This window comes from Massilia sp. TS11 (assembly GCF_022012445.1).
Classification (GTDB): Bacteria; Pseudomonadota; Gammaproteobacteria; order Burkholderiales; family Burkholderiaceae_D; genus Telluria.
Genome location: NZ_JAKLTS010000003.1, coordinates 66,541 through 81,063, shown reverse-complemented (window position 1 = coordinate 81,063; position 14,523 = coordinate 66,541). Strand labels below are relative to the sequence as shown.

The 14,523-nt window shown below is 60.1% G+C and carries 14 protein-coding genes; all 14 read right to left on the bottom strand.

The window, feature by feature from the left end:
• Nucleotides 1–131: 131 nt before the first annotated feature.
• Nucleotides 132–392: a hypothetical protein gene (locus LZ005_RS05845; RefSeq protein ID WP_237805644.1), complete on the bottom strand. Its 261-nt coding sequence runs from the start codon at nucleotides 390–392 to the stop codon at nucleotides 132–134.
• Between the two features lie 27 nt (nucleotides 393–419).
• Nucleotides 420–935 carry a hypothetical protein gene (locus tag LZ005_RS05840; RefSeq protein ID WP_237805642.1) on the bottom strand — a complete coding sequence of 172 codons (516 nt, stop codon included), beginning with the start codon at nucleotides 933–935 and terminating at the stop codon, nucleotides 420–422.
• A gap of 2 nt (nucleotides 936–937) precedes the next feature.
• On the bottom strand, nucleotides 938–1,678 hold the full coding sequence (locus LZ005_RS05835; protein WP_237805640.1) for a hypothetical protein: 741 nt from the start codon (nucleotides 1,676–1,678) through the stop codon (nucleotides 938–940).
• Nucleotides 1,659–3,323 (bottom strand): GspE/PulE family protein, encoded by a 1,665-nt coding sequence (locus LZ005_RS05830; RefSeq protein WP_237805638.1) that lies wholly within the window; start codon nucleotides 3,321–3,323, stop codon nucleotides 1,659–1,661. Before LZ005_RS05830 ends, LZ005_RS05835 begins: the two co-directional genes overlap by 20 nt.
• A complete protein-coding gene (locus LZ005_RS05825) occupies nucleotides 3,320–4,510 on the bottom strand; it encodes a type II secretion system F family protein (protein ID WP_237805636.1) in 1,191 nt (396 codons plus the stop codon). The genes LZ005_RS05830 and LZ005_RS05825 overlap by 4 nt, the downstream gene beginning before the upstream one ends.
• A 4-nt stretch (nucleotides 4,511–4,514) precedes the next feature.
• Complete coding sequence (gene gspG / locus LZ005_RS05820; RefSeq protein ID WP_237805634.1) at nucleotides 4,515–4,931, bottom strand: type II secretion system major pseudopilin GspG; 417 nt, start codon at nucleotides 4,929–4,931, stop codon at nucleotides 4,515–4,517.
• Between the two features lie 12 nt (nucleotides 4,932–4,943).
• Nucleotides 4,944–5,396, bottom strand: a complete 453-nt coding sequence (locus LZ005_RS05815; RefSeq protein WP_237805632.1) for a type II secretion system protein — start codon at nucleotides 5,394–5,396, stop codon at nucleotides 4,944–4,946.
• Entirely contained in the window at nucleotides 5,396–5,767 is a 372-nt protein-coding gene (locus tag LZ005_RS05810) for a type II secretion system protein (RefSeq protein ID WP_237805631.1), read from the bottom strand. The genes LZ005_RS05815 and LZ005_RS05810 overlap by 1 nt, the downstream gene beginning before the upstream one ends.
• Nucleotides 5,767–6,240 (bottom strand): type II secretion system protein, encoded by a 474-nt coding sequence (locus tag LZ005_RS05805; RefSeq protein ID WP_237805629.1) that lies wholly within the window; start codon nucleotides 6,238–6,240, stop codon nucleotides 5,767–5,769. The genes LZ005_RS05810 and LZ005_RS05805 overlap by 1 nt, the downstream gene beginning before the upstream one ends.
• A gap of 3 nt (nucleotides 6,241–6,243) precedes the next feature.
• Nucleotides 6,244–8,556: a cohesin domain-containing protein gene (locus LZ005_RS05800; RefSeq protein WP_237805627.1), complete on the bottom strand. Its 2,313-nt coding sequence runs from the start codon at nucleotides 8,554–8,556 to the stop codon at nucleotides 6,244–6,246.
• The gene (locus LZ005_RS05795) at nucleotides 8,553–9,065 is read right to left on the bottom strand and encodes a hypothetical protein (RefSeq protein ID WP_237805625.1); all 513 of its coding nucleotides are present in this window, start codon (nucleotides 9,063–9,065) and stop codon (nucleotides 8,553–8,555) included. Before LZ005_RS05795 ends, LZ005_RS05800 begins: the two co-directional genes overlap by 4 nt.
• Entirely contained in the window at nucleotides 9,058–9,594 is a 537-nt protein-coding gene (locus tag LZ005_RS05790) for a hypothetical protein (protein ID WP_237805623.1), read from the bottom strand. The genes LZ005_RS05795 and LZ005_RS05790 overlap by 8 nt, the downstream gene beginning before the upstream one ends.
• 759 nt (nucleotides 9,595–10,353) lie before the next feature.
• Nucleotides 10,354–10,662, bottom strand: coding sequence for a hypothetical protein (locus LZ005_RS05785; protein WP_237805621.1), 309 nt, complete (start codon nucleotides 10,660–10,662; stop codon nucleotides 10,354–10,356).
• Entirely contained in the window at nucleotides 10,659–14,516 is a 3,858-nt protein-coding gene (locus LZ005_RS05780) for an RHS repeat domain-containing protein (protein ID WP_237805619.1), read from the bottom strand. The genes LZ005_RS05785 and LZ005_RS05780 overlap by 4 nt, the downstream gene beginning before the upstream one ends.
• Nucleotides 14,517–14,523 lie beyond the last annotated feature (7 nt).

The window sequence follows — 14,523 nt, the reverse complement described above, 5'->3', positions numbered from 1 at the left end:
GCAAATTCAACGGAACGCACCCAATTCCTTATTGCGTAAGGTCAAATTAATGCGGCCCAACACCATGCGCATTTATGTCACGGCGAAATCGCAAGAACTTGCGCAAAGCCGGAAATTTTCCGGCTCTGCCATTATTGCACTTTAGGCTGTTCTTTCTTTTCAACCTCGCCGCTCGCCTTCGGTCCTTTGCCCTCGCGCTTTTCTTTGACGGAGCGCAGCATGGCTTCAGCTGCTTCGTGCGCCTCTTTTGCCGCTTTGTCTTTGGCTGCCTTGTCCTTGGCTTCTGCGCGTGCTTTTGCATCGTCCTTTGTCTGCGGCGGCTCCACGGCACCTGCAATAGCGCTGGAGGCAATAGCCATCGCCAACACAGTGATGGAAAGTCCTTTCTTCATTTGTATCTCCTTTAAGAAATTGGAACGTCAAGCCTTCAGCTTGATCTTGATTTCAAAGCTATAGGTCATGAGTTTGTCGTGCTTGCTGCTCTGTTCATGCGTCAGCACCGCAGTCTCGACAATGGGCTGGGCGGCCAGTACCTCAAGATAGCTGACGATTGCTTCCCGTGATTGGGCCTCTCCCCGCAAAATGAGGTGGCGCGTGCTTTTTTCAGGGACGAACTCGAGCAGCTCGATATCCTTGCGATTCGAGCGTTCGACCGCCTGGAACACGGCCGGCCAGGGAAAATCGCGCTCTGCCTGCATCGCCGTCCATTTACGCTGCTCTTCCAGTTCGGCCGGTTTGGGCCGCTGCTGCGCCTGCTTCTTGCGCGCCTGCTTCAACAGGTCCAATTGCGCTTCCTGAATCTGCAGCGCTTGCTGCGACTGCCAGGCACGCGCGCCGGCAAACAGCGCGCCGCACAGCAGGATGGCGGCCGCCCCCCACAACACTGCCCCCGTGAGCGAGCGCGGGCGCAACTTTTTCCGATAGCGCGGATCCATGCTCATACCTTCCACACCGCGGCCGGAAGGCGCGCGACGTCTCTCGCGCCGAGGGGGAATGGCGCCATGTCGGCTTCCGCACCGGCTTGCTCGGCAGACCAGGCCTGCCAGGCCGCTTGTGGCGCCACGCCCTCGCCGATGCGCGCCACCAGGCGGCGCAAGCCCAGGCCATCACCCAGTCCGAGCTCTTCGTCGATCAGCGCAAGCTGGCCATCGATGCTGGCCAGTGCCGTATCGAGTCCCGGTTCGCTCAGCAGCAGGCAAGTATCCCCCCGTCGCGCGATCACGGCTTGCGCGGCCAAGGCATTCACCGGCTGCACGCGCCGCAGGCTGCCGCCAGCCGCGGTGATGCGCTGTTCCAGGCCGTCCAGCAAGGCGCGCGGCAAGGCAAAACCGTAGCCGTTCTTGCCAAAACGCGGATATTCGCCGTGGATCAGCATGTCATCGTCCATCGGAATGCCGGCGCGCGCGAAGCAGGCGGAGGCGTATTCGCTCAGCTCGTCTTCTTCACGCAAGTCAGCCTGCCAGGGCAGCACGCAAAGGGCTGCCGCCGACGCCGCCAGCATCACCTGCACCCGCTTCCGGCGCAAGGGCGCGCCCTCGGCCACGGCCAGCCACGCGTCCAGGCCAGCCAGCAAATCCGCGCCGGACTCGGTGCGCAGCTGGACATGCCCGCTCTTCTGCAGCCAGCAGGCGCCCGGGAACAGGCAAAGCTGCACGGAATCAAGCCACAAAGGTGACACGATTGGCCTCCTGCAAAGTCGTCTGTCCTTCCCTCACCAACTCCATCGCGATATCGCGCAGGAAGCGCGTGCCTTCGCGCCGTGCCTGGTCCTTCATGGCGCGGATACTGGCGCGGCCGATGATCATCTCGCGGATTTCATCGGTCAGGCGTAACACTTCCGCGATGGCGCGCCGCCCCTTGTAGCCCGTATGCCTGCATTGCGGGCAGCCTTTGCCAGCGCGGAAGCGATAATTCCGCGGGTCCGCGATGCCCGCCTCTTCCAGCAATTCCGGCGCCACGTCGACCGCCTCGCTGCAGTGCGGGCAATTCTGGCGCAGCAGGCGCTGGGCGACCACGCCAGTCAAGGACGAAACGAAGTTATACGGATCGACGCCCATGTGCATGAAGCGGCCGATCACGTCGAAGGTGTTGTTCGCGTGGACCGAAGTGAACACCATGTGGCCCGTCAGCGCCGATTGCACCGCAATCTGGGCCGTCTCCGGGTCGCGGATCTCGCCGACCAGGATCTTGTCGGGGTCGTGGCGCAAGATGGAACGCAAGCCCACCGCAAAGCTCAGGCCCTTCTTTTCGTTGACCGGAATTTGCAGCACGCCAGGCAGCTGGTATTCGACCGGATCCTCAATCGTGATCAGCTTGTCCTCGCCGCGGTTGATTTCCGAAAGCGCGGCATACAAGGTCGTGGTCTTGCCGCTACCGGTCGGCCCGGTAATCAGCAGCATGCCATAGGGTTCGGACGCCAGGCGCCGCATCAGGCGGATGGTCTCGGCGTCGAAGCCCAAGGAATTCAAGGTCAGCTGCTGCACGGAGTCGATCAGCGCCTGCTTGTCGAGGATACGCAGCACGGCATCTTCGCCGTGAATGCTGGGCATGATCGACACCCGGATATCGATGTCGCGGCCCTTGGAGGTGACACGGAAGCGGCCATCCTGCGGAATGCGCTTTTCCGCGATATCGAGTTCCGCCAGCACCTTGATGCGGGCAATCGCCTGCTCGGCGATCGTGACGCTGTTGACGGTCGCAATTTTGTTGAGCACGCCATCGATGCGAAACTTGACGACCAGGCCTTGGGGCTGGGATTCGATGTGGATATCGCTGGCCTCGAAGCGCAGCGCATCGAATACCGTGGAATTGATCAGGCGGACTGCCGGACTGGCCTCGTTCTGAATGCTGCTCAGGCTCAGTTCTTCGCCGGCTTGCACTTCAATGTCGACCGCGCTCTCGTCGCCCACGGCCTGGGCAACGGCGCTGAAGCTCGCTTCGTGGTGTTCGAGGAAGGAATGCACCAGCAGCGGGTCGGCCAGATAGATGGCGCTCAAGCCCAGGCGGCGCCGCGCCAGCCAGGGGCCGAGGTCCTTGGCCAGCGGCTGGCTGAGCAGAGCGACCGCCGCCCCGTCCTGCAAACGCCCCACCACCAGGCCGCGCTCGATCATGTCGGCGAAAGCGATCTCGGAAAAATCCGGCAGCAGGCCCTGGTCCAGGCCAGGCGGCATCGGCGGATAGGCGCAGAGTGCCGCCGCCACGGCCAGCGCGTCCTCGCGTGCGAGGCCCCGTTCCGCGGCCAGCAGCGACAGCCAATCGCGCCCGCCTTGTGCACACAGGCGGTGCAAGCCCTCCAGGCCGAAATCAGGTAGCTCGTCTCTCATACGGCACTCGTCAAATCAAAAATCGGCATGTACAACATCAGCACCACGACGCCGATCACCAGGCCGATGATGATCATCAGCGCCGGCTCGACCAGACGCCCCACGGTATCGACCAGGGTCGCCAGCTCTTGATCGTAGAAATCCGCGATGCGTTCCATCATTTCATCCAGATTGCCGGAAGATTCGCCCGCCACCAGCAAGCGTTGCGAGACTTCCGTGCTCAAATGGCATTCCCGCATTACGGTGGAGATGGCCACGCCTTCCGCCACCAGTTCCTGGGCGCGCGTCATATCGGCGCGCATGGCCTCCGGCAGCGCCGCTCCCGTCATGCGCATGGCGGCCAGCACGCTGACGCCGCTGCGCAGCAGCATGCCCAGGGTCCGGTACAGGCGCGCCAGCTGCAGCAACCACAGTTTTTCGCCCACGATTGGCAAGGCCAGCACCCGCTTCAGTAGGCGTGCGCGCAAGCCGGGATGCACGAACAAGGCCGCCAGGCCCGCAGTCAGCACGAAGAAGCCGAGCCAGGCCAATAGGGTGTGGTGGCGCACGATGCCGCCCCACCACTGGATGAAGCCGGCCGACACGGTCTTGGTTGCCGACACGTCGTCAAACACGGCCGCGAACTTGGGCACCACATACAGCATCAAAAAGGCCACCACGACGAAGCCGACACTCAGCAACACGGCCGGGTAGATCGCCGCCGTCTTGAGCTTGCCGCGGATTTCATCCACCTGCTGCTGATAGCGCATGTAGCGCTGCACCGAGGTGCGCACCGTCCCCGTGGTTTCACTTGAACGCACCATGGCGACATACAACGGCGGAAAGACCGAGGGCAGGCCCAACATGGCTTCCGAGAGCTGCTTGCCCTCGCGCAGGCTCTGCAGCAAGGCATCGTAGACATGGCGATGGCGCCCTCGCGCATCGTTATGGCCGAGGATATCGATCGCGTCGACCACGGTCTGCCCCGCTTCGAGCAAGGAATGCAGCTGTTGGTTGAACACAGCCAGATTGAATCCCTTGCCGGCCTCGCGCTTGCCCTGCGCCAGCATGCCACCCGCGCCATGGACCGCGAGAACGCGCCCGCCGGAAGCGCTAACCAGGCGGCGCACTTCCTCGGGGCTGGTCGCCTCGATATCGATCAGTTCGACAGCCTGCGCGGCCGTCAAGACCTTGGCGCGAAAATGCATCCGCTCAGTCGCCGTTGGTGATGTCGGCGTCTTCGCCGCTGCCGCCAGCCTGGCCGTCGCGGCCATAGCTTATCAGGTCATAGTCGCGGCCGGGCACCGTGCTCGGAAACTTGTAGACGTAGGCGTTACCCCAGGGATCGGCCGTCACCGCCTTTTTCATGTAGGGGCCGCGCCAGTTCGCCTCCGCCGCCGGTGCCGCGATCAGCGCCGCCAAGCCCTGCTCCTGAGTCGGATAGTGGCCGGTATCGATGCGGTACTGGTCCAGCGCCTTGTCGATGGCATTGATCTGAGCCTTCGCCATCTGGACCTGGGACTTGCCGATCTGCGAAAAATACTTAGGCGCGACGAAGGCCGCGAGCAGGCCGATGATGACGACCACCACCAGCAGTTCCAACAGCGTAAAGCCACGTTGCGTTTTCATTGTCTTTCCTTCTTACTGAGGTTGATACACAAACTTCCAATCCATATAGCGTTTCATGCCGGTGAAGGACGCCAATTCCGGAGCAAAGCCGCCCTGCTTCACCGGTTCCCGCTCCGACAGGGAAAACACGCCGACCACCCGGCCATCTTCATCGCGCAGCACCCCCCACTTGCTGTCGCCAGTGATGGGATCGCGAAACAGCTTGCGCAAATGGCGCCGCATGGTCGAGGTGCGCGAATCGAGCAGCAGGTCCGACAGCTCGGCCGGATACTGCTTGAAGGTACCTGGCGAGTTCTCGTAGTAGCTGGCGATCGCGTTGCGGTAAGCCTGCCCTACGTACAGCAGATCGGCTTCTTTTTCGCGCCGCTCGTTCGTCAGGCTGTTCTCGACGGCGCGCGCGGCGACCAGGCCTGCGATCGCCACCACGAACATCATCACCACATAGCTGAAACCGCGTTCGCGCATCACCAGTCCTTGTACCAAGTACCATCGCGCGCCTTGTTCGGCGCCGGTGAGTGAACTTCGAACACGGCCCCCAGCGAGGGGTCGGCGGGCGGGCTGACAACCCAGCTGTTCGGACTCTGCGTGAACGGATCGACGGGAATCTTGCGCAAGTATTTTTTCGTCACCAGGTCTTCCAGTGCATTGGGATACTTGCCATTGTCCGAATAGAACTTGTCGATCGCATCGCGCAGCAGGTAAAGGTCTTCGCGCAGCACGCTTTCCTTGGCCGCGTCGATATTCCCAAAATAGCGGGGCACGGCCAGCGCCAGGATGGTGGCCAGGATCGCCATCGCCACCATCAGTTCGACCATCGTAAAACCGCGTGCTCGCATCACCACTCCTTGTAGGCGACGCCGTTGATGCCGACACCAGCCGACAGCGAATAGACGTCAAACACGTCGTCGCCATCGACCGGATTGTCCGGCCCCGAGGCAAAGCTGCGCTTGCCCCAAGTGTCGCTGGCCGGCTTGCTATCGTCGTCGTTGAAGGGGTCGCGCGGAATGCGGCGCAGGAAGTAGAGTTTGGGCCCGTCCGGATTACCAGCATCCTTGACACCGGCGACCAGGTCGACCAGGGTCGGCGGGTAGCCGCTCTGGCCCTGGACCAGGGTGATGCGGTGGCTGCTCGCCGCCTGCTTGTAGGCGTCGATCCCGGCCCGGATTTCACGCAGGGCCTGGCGCAACTGCGCCTCCTTCTGGCGCTTGACGCTGAGCTCGGCCAAAGGCATGGCGACGCTGGCCAGCAGGCCGAGAATGGCCGCAGAAACCAGCAGCTCCACCAGGCTAAATCCGAGCATCTTGCGCATGGCTTATTCCACACTCACCGCGTGCAGGAGGGGCAGATTGGGCTTGGAAACCGCCTGCGTCTGCCCGATCGGCGTCACGCCGATCAAGCCGATTTCCGCTTCGCCAACCGTGCTCAGGGCGCGCAGCTCCACCGTGAACAAACGCCCCTGCCCTTTTGTGCCGCCATCGCTCAAGGCCGATGCGATCGACACCCGTCCGCTCGCCTTGTCCACCGAATGATTGAATACGCTAGCGCCGGCCTTCTTGAAGAAATCGCCCTCGCTGACGCTCACCACTTCGAGCGCGGAAGTGTTGTAGCTGAGCTGGAGCGGCAGCGCGCGCAGTGCCTGCTGGCTATCGAGCATCAATTCGACGCTAAAGCTCTGGCCTTGCTTGACCTTCTTCGGCCCATTCCAGCGCAGCTGCAAACCGCTGGTATCGACAGTCTGCACCGGCGGCACCTGGATCGACGATGACGCCGGCGCCGCAACGCCGGCCGCGGCGGCCTTGTCCTTGACCAGGTCGGCCACCTGGCCGAGCTGGATCGGTTTCAGGCGCAGATTGGCTTCCGTGCCGGACCAGAAGGCCTCCGCGCCCGGTCCCTTGCGCTGGATATTGCGGATCAGATGGGGCGTGATCGACATGACGATCTCGGTCTTCTGCCGGTCATCCTTCTGGCTCGAGAACAGGCGGCCCAACAGTGGAATATCGCCCAGCAGCGGAATGCGGTTGGCGTCCGAGCGGTCGGCATCGCTGATCAAGCCGGCCAGGATTTGCGTCTCGCCGTCCTTCAAGCGCAGGGCCGTGGTCAAGTTGCGCGTGCCGATCTGGTAAGCCTGCGAGCCGGTCGCCGTCTTGACCGAGCCGACAACTGAACTGACTTCCAGGCTGAGCTTGATCGAAATATCGTCGCGCACGTGGATTTCCGGCTCCACTTCCAGCTTCAGGCCCACGTCCAGATACTGGATGCTCTCGCTGAGAAAGCTGTTGGGCGTGGTCGTCGTGGTCACCACCGGCACCTTGTCGCCGATGAGGATGCGCGCCTTTTCACGGTCGCGCACCCGCATGCGCGGATTGGCCAGCAGATTGGCGTCGCCATCGGTTTTCTGCAGGCTGAGCGTGGCCTGCGGCGTCGTGATGCCGAGCTTGTCCGCGTTGAGGTTGAGGATATCACTGAGCTTGGAAGTCTGGGTGCTGGCCGATCCGCTACTGGTCCCCGTCGAGGTGGTCGACGACAGCGGCGCCACCGTCAGCTGATTGGTCAGCTGCACACCCAGGTTGAGAAGGCGGTTGCGGTTGACTTCCAACACTTCCACTTCGAGCATCACTTCCGGCTCTTCCAGGTCCTGCAGCGCGATCAGTTTTTCGGCCAGGGCGATGGTCTCGGCATTCTCGCGCAAGACGATCAGGTGGTACTTCTCGTCCACGTAGACGTCTTTCAGTTTGAGCACAGACTTCAGCAGATTGCCGGCCGTCTTGGCATCGATATTGGTCAGGTAAAAGGCCTTGACCAGCAAATCCTGATGTTCCTTGACCTTGGCCGGCGTATTCGGATAAATCAGCACACTGCTCGCATTGAGCACCTTTTTCTCGAGCTGATTGGTGGCAAGGATGACGTCGATGGCATCCTCCAGCGTGGTCTGCTTGAGGAAGACCGTGGTGCGCTGCTCGGGCTTTACATCGCGGTCGAAGATGAAGTTGATGCCGGTGGTGCGCGACAAGGCATCGAACACCATCTTGATGCTCGAATCGCGGAATTCCAGATTGATGGGCTTCTTGTACTGGCCACCGAGGCTGGGCGGCGCCGGCAATTCCTTGTCGCGCCCGTCGTCGGCGGCCTTGAGCAAGTCACGCGCCTCGGCCAGCTGCGGCGAGCGGTCCAGCGCCCGGTCGGCCCAGCCACGCGCCGCGGCCACATCGCCCCGCTTGAGCGCATCGCGCCCGCGTTCGACATCGGCCAGGGCCAGGGCCGACTGGTTCAAGGCCTCCAGGCCCGCGAGGGCGCGCGCATTGCCCTTGTCATAGCTGAGGATGGTGCGGTACTGTTTTTCCGCCTCCGCCACCTTACCTTCCGCGACTGACAACTCGGCGCGGGCCAGCAGTTTGCCGGTAACGAGCTCGCGCTGGCGCAACCAATCGCGCTTGTACTCGACATCGCGCGGCGCCAACTCGGCGGCCTTCTGATACTCCTTGACCGCTTCGTCAAAGGCGCCGCGTTCCAGCGCATCCTCGGCCGCGCGGTGATGGACACTGGCCGAGCAGCCGGCCAATGCAAGGACAAGGGCACAGCACCACACACGGCGCTGGCGCGCTCGCAAGACAAATCCCATACTCATCTTTCCGGTTCCGGCAAGGGCAGGCTCTGGCGTCCACCCTGGCTGCTTTCAAATTCAATCTGCTGCGGCTTCATTGCCACCACCTTGTAACCGCCTTCGAGCAAAGCCCCCAGCCGGGCCACGAACACCTGTTCGCCAATGCCGAGGTACACCTGTTCCTCGCCACCGTCCGACATCCTTCCGAGGAAACGGAAAGGCAAAGCTGGTGGCGGCGGCGGTGGCGGCGGCGTTGCGGCAGCCTGCAAGGCGACGGGCGAAGGCGCCGGCGTGGGAGCAGGCGTCGGCGCCGGTGCTTGCCAGCCGCGCGGCGCAAACGGATCCTCTTCCACTTCCATCGACACGTCCCCGCCCATGGCGGATTTCACGGGCACGGGCGGTGCCGATGCCGGGCTTCGCGTCTGGCGGACTGGTCCGTCGCTATCATCGTCCGTCGGATAGAAGATGGCCGCGACGGTCGCCACCAGCGCACCACCGAGCACAGTCCAGCGGACGCGCGCCGCCTTATCCATTTGTGCCTTTCCGGTAGAAAGCCGAGAACGCCAGCTCGCATCCCAGGCCCGGGCTGGCGATGTTTTCGCGGGCGCAAGTGATGGAATCGAGAGACAGTTCGGCCGGCGAGAGTTTCAGCTTGTCGACGAAGCGGCGAATCAGGGGATAACTGGCCGAGACCGACATCGTGACCCGATAGCGCAAATAGGGCGTGGTAGCGCCCTCTTCCAGGCTGAAGGACACTTCGTCCAAGCCGAGATGCACCTCATCGGCGGTCTGATGCAAGATCTGCGCGACCTGCGTATTCACAAATTGCGGCAATACCGGCTTGGCCGATACAAGAACGGCTGTAGTCGCCGGATTCACCTGTCCACGATTGCTTGCAAGCTCTGCATTCAGTTGGTCCAGCTTGACCGATCGGTCCAACGCCCAGAGTAGCGTGCCAAGGCCGGCAAACATTGCGGCAATGAGCACAAGCAGCGGCAAGCGCGAGCGCGACCATGCGAGCGAAAACCGGAATCGAACAAGCGAAGGCAGCTGGGCAAACATCCAAGAAATATGAAAGTCAGCAATACGAGGGATTCAATTTGCAATCGCGCGAATCGCCCAAAAAGCGCCGACTTCAATTGCCTGAAAATTAAGGATAATAACGCAAGCATGGTGGTTTCGCATCTGTTTTTAGCGTACGCAAAATTGAAGAACAGAGCCTTTTGAATCAACCACCAACAGATTCTTTTAGAAGCGAAATTACCGTTGATTGCAGCGAGAAACTTACCCAAAAAACCATGGATTAGTCAGAATAATTTCCAAACATTTACGCACGTCGTCGAAAAGTATTTCGCCAACAACACTCAAGAAATAGGCAAACTGTCAGACCGGCCGTAGATCCACTGCCCTCCGACTTGACTATGGTGAACGTACAAAAGTACCGTCTCAGGCGTCGAAATGCGTATTTTCATCATCGAATGGCGTCTCACTACTCTGGCCTGCCGGACTTCTTCGGACTGGGTTAATTTGGAATAGCCTCGGTTGTGATCCGGCCGGCTTTTCACGACCAAATCCAAATTTAGCTTTCACAGGTTTGCCCAAGCCACCATACACCAGCAGCATGCTGTCGTCGTTCGAATCGATCGACTTCTCGAACTGGCCCGTCGCACTACATTAATAGTTATGGCAGCGATCCCCTGCTCGCTTAACTACCAGCCACTCAAGCTTGCTGGCCCGCGCGCTACCATCTAATGTGCCAGAGCAGTAGCATAGAAGACACACATGCTTGTCGGCGTTGTTTCGTAATGTTATCCAACAGTACTAAGGTTCGCGCCTTCTATACACGACGCGTATAGAAGGGGCTGGCCAAGTAATGGGCTCGTCGGTAACTAGAATTTCGACTCGGTAGCAGATGCTGGATTCCTGCAATGCTTCGAATTCGCTTGCTACATCATCAATTTCTTCACGATCTTCAGCACTGTCAACGGCAAGAACAAAAATAAGCCGCCATGTCTGATCTTGGTTTGCGATTGCCACCATTCTAAAATTCGGCGACACCGCCCCAAGCAGTGCCTGTGCAAGGCGTAGCGTTTGAACTATCCAAATATCGTTTTCAATTTCTGCGCTCATCTTGGAGTCCAGTTTGGGTTCATTGGCACTACACTTGGGGCTGAAGTACCTTTGATCATGAATACATTGGTAGGTTGATTTGGGAAATTTGGTAGATTCACATTGGTTCCAGTCACACCCTCATATCGAACAATTGGGAAGCCCGCTTGCGATTTACCAAGAATAGTCGCCGAACCAGAGTGATATGCATTCAAGACCTTTTGGGCACTTTCAACACTATCAAGATAGCCGCCACCACGGTATTCATTTCGCCCCCCAATGTGCCGCAACTGCTTTTGACTAATCTTACTGCCAACCGCAGGAAAATCAGAAGCAGACAAAGTTTCTGCAACCGGGTTTCCTAACGCGCCTTTAACGCGCAGGCCAGCAACACTACCAGCTGCAATCATTATCGAATTAATTGTCGCGTCTTTATCCTCATGAGTCATACGGTGGATTGCCGCGCTCGAGTATTCGTAGTCACCAAGAATCAGGTCACCAAATGCCATATCTCCAAGGTTGGACAATGTTGTGCTTACAGATCGCACACCGTTAATCATAAGACCGGTATATCCGCCATCAGTGATGTCGGAAAATCTCGGTAAGTGGTTAGCGGCCCAACTGTTTGCCGAAACCGTCGATTGCCCCCCTAACTTGGCCACGGTCTGTCGCACTGACTGCCATCCGGCGCGAACTTGAATCAGAAGCGAAGCCATTGCAGACTCAAGACTTGCTGAACGAGTTACATAGATGCGAGGCGTGGCATCATTCTTGTCTGCCGGCTCACTGGTATAGCCAGTCGGATCCGTCAGATTCATCGGATTGTTAAGCACGTAGCTATAGCGGTTATAGCTCTGCCCATCCTCTGGCGCCTGCACGAAGGGATCGGCCGACACGAAGCGCGCGACCAGAGGATCAAACACGCGGCCATTCATGTGCACCAGTTCCAGCGGATCGAGCATTTCGTGACCGGTATAGCCCTTGTTGTCCACCACACCCAAGAGTGACACGGGCGTCGCGCTGGCATCGGGCTGGCGCCGGTTACCCCAGGGATCGTAGTTCAAGCGTGCCGTCAATGCGCCACCAGCATCGGTGATCGCAATCACGCTGCCCTGGCGGTCCTTGTGGAACCAGTTCAGGCTCACCTGCCCTTGGACATCGGTCTCCATGCCCACGCCCAGCGGCCAATAGGTCTTCACCGTGGCTACACCGCCAGCCGCAATCTCCACTTCCTGCGCGCCGGCATAGACGGTCATGCTGCCGTCTTCGCGTGTCTGGCGCGTGCGCTGGTGTTCCGGACCATAATTGAAGCTCGCCGATTTCGTGCCTTTGGTGATCACGCTCGGCATATCGAAACTGGTCCAGCTATAGGTACGGCCCGGCGCCGTCAGCATATTGCCGTTGTCGTCGTAACTGAACGCGCCATAGCCCGGTATCGAACTCACAGCATGCCGGACCACCGTCACGCCGCCAGCCGTCGCGCTCGGATACACATAATCGCCAGTGCCGACACCCGTTTTGCTCTTCAGGTTGCCCGACTTCGAATAGGTGTAGTCCTGCTCGGCCTGTCCCGCTGCCTTCGACGAACTCAGGCGATTGAGGCTGTCGTAGACGTAGTCCTCGATTTCCAGCTTGTTGTCCCAGGCGCGCGTCAGCTGGGTCAACGTGCCATCGCTCTTCAGCACATAGTCGTCCTGCACGCGCAGATCGTCCGTCCCCAGCTTCACGGCGATTCGCTCCAGCCACGTAGAATAGGCATTGAAGCTTTGCGTCACGCTCAGGCCATTGCCGAGCGCCACTTCCAGCAGGCGATTTGCTTCATCCTGCTTCTTCGCCTCCCACAACACCAGGCCGCTGCGCTCCAGGCGCACCAGATAGCCCTTGTCGTTGTAGCGCAGATCGAACACCTTGGCCGCGTCGCTGCCGCGCGTCAGGGTCTGGCGCAGCTCGCGGCTCCAGCCGTCATAGTCGGTATGGCTTTTGAAGACTGCGCCATACAGGGTTTGCGTGGTATCCGTCAGGCGGCCCTGATCGTCATAGCTCAGGTTGCGCTCGTAGTCGTGCTGGGTGCCCGTGACCGTGTAGGCCTTGACCAGCTTGCCGATCGCGGGTGCCACGGTGCCGAATTCCCAATGGCTTTCGAGCTTGTCCTCGACGCGCGCCAGCATGCGGTCGACCAAGTCGTAATCCATGGTCGTCTGCTTCTGGATACCACGCAGCACCGGGTTGTCTTGCTGGCGCACGCGCCCCAGGGCATCGAGCCGGTAATTGATGTCTCCCAGGTCTGGGTCGCTGAGCTTGATGCGCCGGCCGCGGATGTCGTAGGTCACCGCTGTCACATTGCCGTCCGGGTCCGTGGTCTTCACCAGATTGCCCAAGCCGCCATACACTAACAGCGTGCTGTTGCCGTTCGGGTCGGTCGACTTCTCAAGCTGGCCCGCCGCATTGCGGTAGTAGGTATAGCTGCGGTCCCCTGCCCGCTTGACCACCGTCGTCAGACCGCTGTAGGCAGTCGTATCGCTTGCCATGCCGGTCGCGCTGGTCTGCCACTCATGGCTCGTCAGGCGATCCAGCACGTCGAAGGTCTTGCGCCACTCAAGCTTACTGGCCGGCGCGCTACCATCCGCAGCCTTGTAGGGCTGATATTGTTCGATGACGCGCGTCGCGGCTTTGTACTTGGTGTCGACGTTGACCTTCGTGCCGTCAAAGGTCCAGCCGGTGCTGCGCAGCACGCGGCCGAGACTGTCTTTATAGACGACCGCCGGCACCGCAATCTGCTTCGTACCATGGTACTGCTGGCGCACCTCCAATTGTGTCGCGTCGCTTGGACAGTCGCCCGCGCATTGCTTGAAGTCGCTGCGCGTCTCATTACCATCTGGGCGCAGTTCCTTGGTCGGACGCCCGAGGCCATCCACGGACCACGACACCGTCAAGCCGTTCGGATCGGTCTGCGATGTGCGCGCGCCGGTGGCACCGTCAAAGCCTGCGCTGACGACTTGGCCCAAGGGATCCGTTGTCCTGGTTCGGAAACGGCCATTGGTATCGTATTCGTAGGTCGTGGTCCGTTTAAGGTCCGTGCTCGAATAAGTGTCACGCCACGCCTCTTCCGCCGACGACATCAGGCCGAAGTCGTTATAGGTGAAAGTTGTGAGCACTTTGAACTTGGCGCTCGCGTCATCCGGCTCGATCGTCTTGGTCTTAATGCGGCCGCGATTATCTGCCGTATAGGTGAAGCTAGTTGCCTGTGTAATGGCAAGGGCATCGCCACCGGTACGAACGATGGTGCTGCGTTTCAGCTTTGCCAGCAACCAGTTGGTGAGGTCGACTGGCTCGTACTCATTGGTGATGTCTTCGCTGGACGAATCGTTTGCGTTGACGAGAGAGCCGGTCGACGACTTTGTCATCTTCAGCAGATTGCCCCAGTCGTCGTACTGCACATCGCCACCTGCGGCCCCCTTGACCGCAAAACTGCCGAAATTGCTCTTATCCAGATCGCGGCGCGTCTCGTTGCTAGCAGCGAGATAGACGAACTGGCTGCTCTTGCCGCTCTCATTTGCAAGCACCTTCGCCTTCCAGCTATTGGCAACATCCGACAGGACTGTACCGTCGCTGGCGGTTTTGACGACACGCACGGCACGCCCCGCAAATGGCCAGATCTGCGCGTAGCTGGTGGCAGTCTTAATATTCGTGCTTTCGTCGGTCACCGTCACTTTGGCGAAACCAGGCGCCGGGCGTCCGCTCAGGTCGATGGCGTCGTCTTCATAACGGTAGCTTGTTGACGATTGCCGAAAATTGACCCACTTGGAAGCCTGATTTTCATCGAAAACTGACCCACGTGATTGAATTGCCTGCTCAAAGATTGAGCAGGGAGACAAGGGGTGA

What these genes read in the sequence shown, in the direction of transcription:
- LZ005_RS05805 (WP_237805629.1), bottom strand. Translation starts at nt 6,240, where the DNA reads ATGCGCAAGATGCTCGGATTTAGCCTGGTGGAGCTGCTGGTTTCTGCG.
- LZ005_RS05795 (WP_237805625.1), bottom strand. Translation starts at nt 9,065, where the DNA reads ATGGATAAGGCGGCGCGCGTCCGCTGGACTGTGCTCGGTGGTGCGCTG.
- LZ005_RS05790 (WP_237805623.1), bottom strand. Translation starts at nt 9,594, where the DNA reads ATGTTTGCCCAGCTGCCTTCGCTTGTTCGATTCCGGTTTTCGCTCGCA.
- LZ005_RS05825 (WP_237805636.1), bottom strand. Translation starts at nt 4,510, where the DNA reads ATGCATTTTCGCGCCAAGGTCTTGACGGCCGCGCAGGCTGTCGAACTG.
- LZ005_RS05785 (WP_237805621.1), bottom strand. Translation starts at nt 10,662, where the DNA reads ATGAGCGCAGAAATTGAAAACGATATTTGGATAGTTCAAACGCTACGC.
- LZ005_RS05815 (WP_237805632.1), bottom strand. Translation starts at nt 5,396, where the DNA reads ATGCGCGAACGCGGTTTCAGCTATGTGGTGATGATGTTCGTGGTGGCG.
- LZ005_RS05810 (WP_237805631.1), bottom strand. Translation starts at nt 5,767, where the DNA reads ATGCGAGCACGCGGTTTTACGATGGTCGAACTGATGGTGGCGATGGCG.
- LZ005_RS05840 (WP_237805642.1), bottom strand. Translation starts at nt 935, where the DNA reads ATGGATCCGCGCTATCGGAAAAAGTTGCGCCCGCGCTCGCTCACGGGG.
- LZ005_RS05845 (WP_237805644.1), bottom strand. Translation starts at nt 392, where the DNA reads ATGAAGAAAGGACTTTCCATCACTGTGTTGGCGATGGCTATTGCCTCC.
- gspG (WP_237805634.1), bottom strand. Translation starts at nt 4,931, where the DNA reads ATGAAAACGCAACGTGGCTTTACGCTGTTGGAACTGCTGGTGGTGGTC.
- LZ005_RS05800 (WP_237805627.1), bottom strand. Translation starts at nt 8,556, where the DNA reads ATGAGTATGGGATTTGTCTTGCGAGCGCGCCAGCGCCGTGTGTGGTGC.
- LZ005_RS05830 (WP_237805638.1), bottom strand. Translation starts at nt 3,323, where the DNA reads ATGAGAGACGAGCTACCTGATTTCGGCCTGGAGGGCTTGCACCGCCTG.